Source organism: Bradyrhizobium sp. SHOUNA76 (genome assembly GCF_023006445.1).
GTDB lineage: Bacteria > Pseudomonadota > Alphaproteobacteria > Rhizobiales > Xanthobacteraceae > Bradyrhizobium.
Genome location: NZ_JALBHA010000729.1, coordinates 1 through 2,325 on the forward strand (window position 1 = coordinate 1; position 2,325 = coordinate 2,325).

A 2,325-nucleotide genomic window follows, 5' to 3' on the forward strand; every position below is an offset into this window, starting at 1 on the left:
CTCGCAGCGAGCCGGCGGCGCCCCCGGCCCCGCCTCCGAAGCCGGCCGCGGAAAAGACCAGCTTTGAAAATCTCGAAGACGAGATGGCCTCGCTGCTCGGCCGTCCGAAGCCGTCTTCGTGAGGCTGCCGTCCCTCCCGCGTAGAGTTCTTTTCCTTTCTGTTCTGATCGGCGCGGCATCGGCAGCGATGCCGGCGCATGCGCAGGACATCAGCATCAATCTCGGCGGCGGCGCCGGCGGTGGCGGCGTCACCGAGCGCGCGATCCAGCTCATCGCGCTGCTCACCGTGCTGTCGATCGCGCCGTCGATCCTGATCATGATGACGTCGTTCACGCGCATCGTGGTCGTGCTGTCGCTGCTGCGCACCGCGTTGGGCACGGCGACCGCGCCGCCGAACTCGGTGATCATCGCGCTCGCGATGTTCCTCACCTTCTTCGTGATGGGGCCGGTGCTGCAGAAATCCTATGACGACGGCATCCGCCCGCTCGTCGCCAACCAGATCGGCGTCGAGGACGCGCTCCAGCGCGCCTCCGTGCCCTTGCGCGGCTTCATGCAGAAGAACGTGCGCGAGAAAGACCTCAAGCTGTTCCTGGATCTCTCGGGCGACCCGCTCCCGGCCACCCCCGACGATCTCGCCCTTCGCATCCTCGTCCCCGCCTTCATGATTTCCGAGCTGAAGCGCGCCTTCGAGATCGGCTTCCTGTTGTTCCTGCCCTTCCTGATCATCGACCTCGTCGTCGCCTCGGTGCTGATGTCGATGGGCATGATGATGCTGCCCCCGGCAACGATCTCGCTCCCGTTCAAGCTGATCTTCTTCGTGCTGGTCGACGGCTGGTCGCTGGTGGCAGGAAGCCTGGTGCAGAGCTACGGGGGATGAGGCGGGCGAGGGGAGCCCCGCCGGCACATCCGCTCCGCTCCCGCAAGGAGCCCCCCGCCCCCCTCCCCGTCATTGCCAGGAGCTCTTGCGACGAAGCAATCCAGGCTGCCGCCGCGGAAAGATTCCTGGATTGCTTCGCTGCGTCGCAATGACGGAGGATGTAGCGACGGCGCTCGCAATGACGGGGAATGCGGCACCGTCACGGACCGCTTCGAGGGGCAGAAAAAGCCCTAGCGCGTCATCTTGATCTGCCGCACGACCGGGATCGTGGGCAGCGAGCCGGTGTGGTCGCTTTCTTCCTTGGCCTGCGGCGAGCTAGGCGCGCGGGCGGTGGCGTCGGGGAAGCGCTGCTTCATCTCGCGCAGGAAGCCGTCGAGCGTATCGACGCTGGCCGCTAGCTTGGCGATCTCGGCGAATTCGGCGCTGGAGGCCGCGGCCGGCTTGCTGGCGATGTCGAAGGCGAGACGGTCGGCGCTCTCGCTCATCAGCGGCGCGTATTTCTCGCGGAAGCGCGACAGGCCGATCGAGTCGTCGGCGAGCGCATAGCCGACGGCGGCACGGATGATGTCGCTCTTCTCCACCGTGTTGAGCGGCTTGAAGTCGCGGAAGCGCTCGCCGTAATAGAGCTCGATCTGCTCGGCGGATTCGCGCCAGCGCCGGCCCGCCCAGAAGATGTCGGAGCGCAGGCGGAGCACTTCGCGCCCGGAGACGTTGGAGACGATGTCGAGCGCGAGGTCGTGACGGCCGACGTCGCTCTGCGCGCGCGCTTCCAGCAGCAGGCGCTGCTGCCTGAGCTCGCCGGAGAGATCGCTGATGCGGCTCGCGCGCAGCGCGGTGATCGCCATGTCGGGCTTGCGGTTGGCGAGATAGATCATGGAGAGGCGCGCGGCGACCTGGGCGCGCGCTGCGCCTTCGAGGCGATGATCGACCTGATATTGCAGCAGCTCGGCGGCCTGATCGAGCAGATCGATCGAGGCGAGACGGTCGGCGAGACGGCGGATCAGCTCGTCGCCGCGGCGGCCGATCGGCGTCAGTTCGCGGAACTCGTAGAACATCCCGAGCGCCTCGACCGGCGGCAGCTCGTCACCCTTCGGTCCCAGGAAGATTTGCGTGAACAGCTCGGAGGCGAGATCCTGCGCCTGACGCGAGGCTTCAGCGTTCGGCTGGAGTTTGGTCGCGGTGCGCGCGGCGGTGAGCGCGTCCCGGTAGCGCCCGTTCTCGGCATACAGCCGCGACAGCATCTGCAGCGTCTTGACCTCGATCGCGTCGCCGCGCCAGGTCATCGACAGGGTCTCGAGCTCGCGCAGCGCGTCTTCCTTGCCGATCTCGTCGCGCTTCTGCCGCAGCGCGACCTCGAGCTGCTTGGCCTCGGCCGCAGCCGACCGATCGGCCGAGGCGACCGCTAGCCCGTAATCGTCGAGCGCGTCCTTGTCGTGGCCGAGCGCCTC

1 protein-coding gene and 2 pseudogenes are annotated in these 2,325 nt (G+C 67.4%); 2 read left to right on the forward strand and 1 reads right to left on the reverse strand.

Annotation, left to right across the window (positions count from 1 at the left end; all coding sequences use genetic code 11):
* Nucleotides 1-122, forward strand: a pseudogene (locus tag MOV74_RS36240) (flagellar biosynthesis protein FliO); the annotation flags it as partial.
* Entirely contained in the window at nt 119-877 is a 759-nt protein-coding gene (gene fliP, locus MOV74_RS36245) for a flagellar type III secretion system pore protein FliP (RefSeq protein WP_246932086.1), read from the forward strand. The pseudogene MOV74_RS36240 and the gene fliP, both read left to right, overlap by 4 nt.
* A 230-nt stretch (nt 878-1,107) precedes the next feature.
* Here fliP and MOV74_RS36250 read toward each other — a convergent pair.
* A pseudogene (locus tag MOV74_RS36250) lies at nt 1,108-2,325 on the reverse strand (tetratricopeptide repeat protein); the annotation flags it as partial.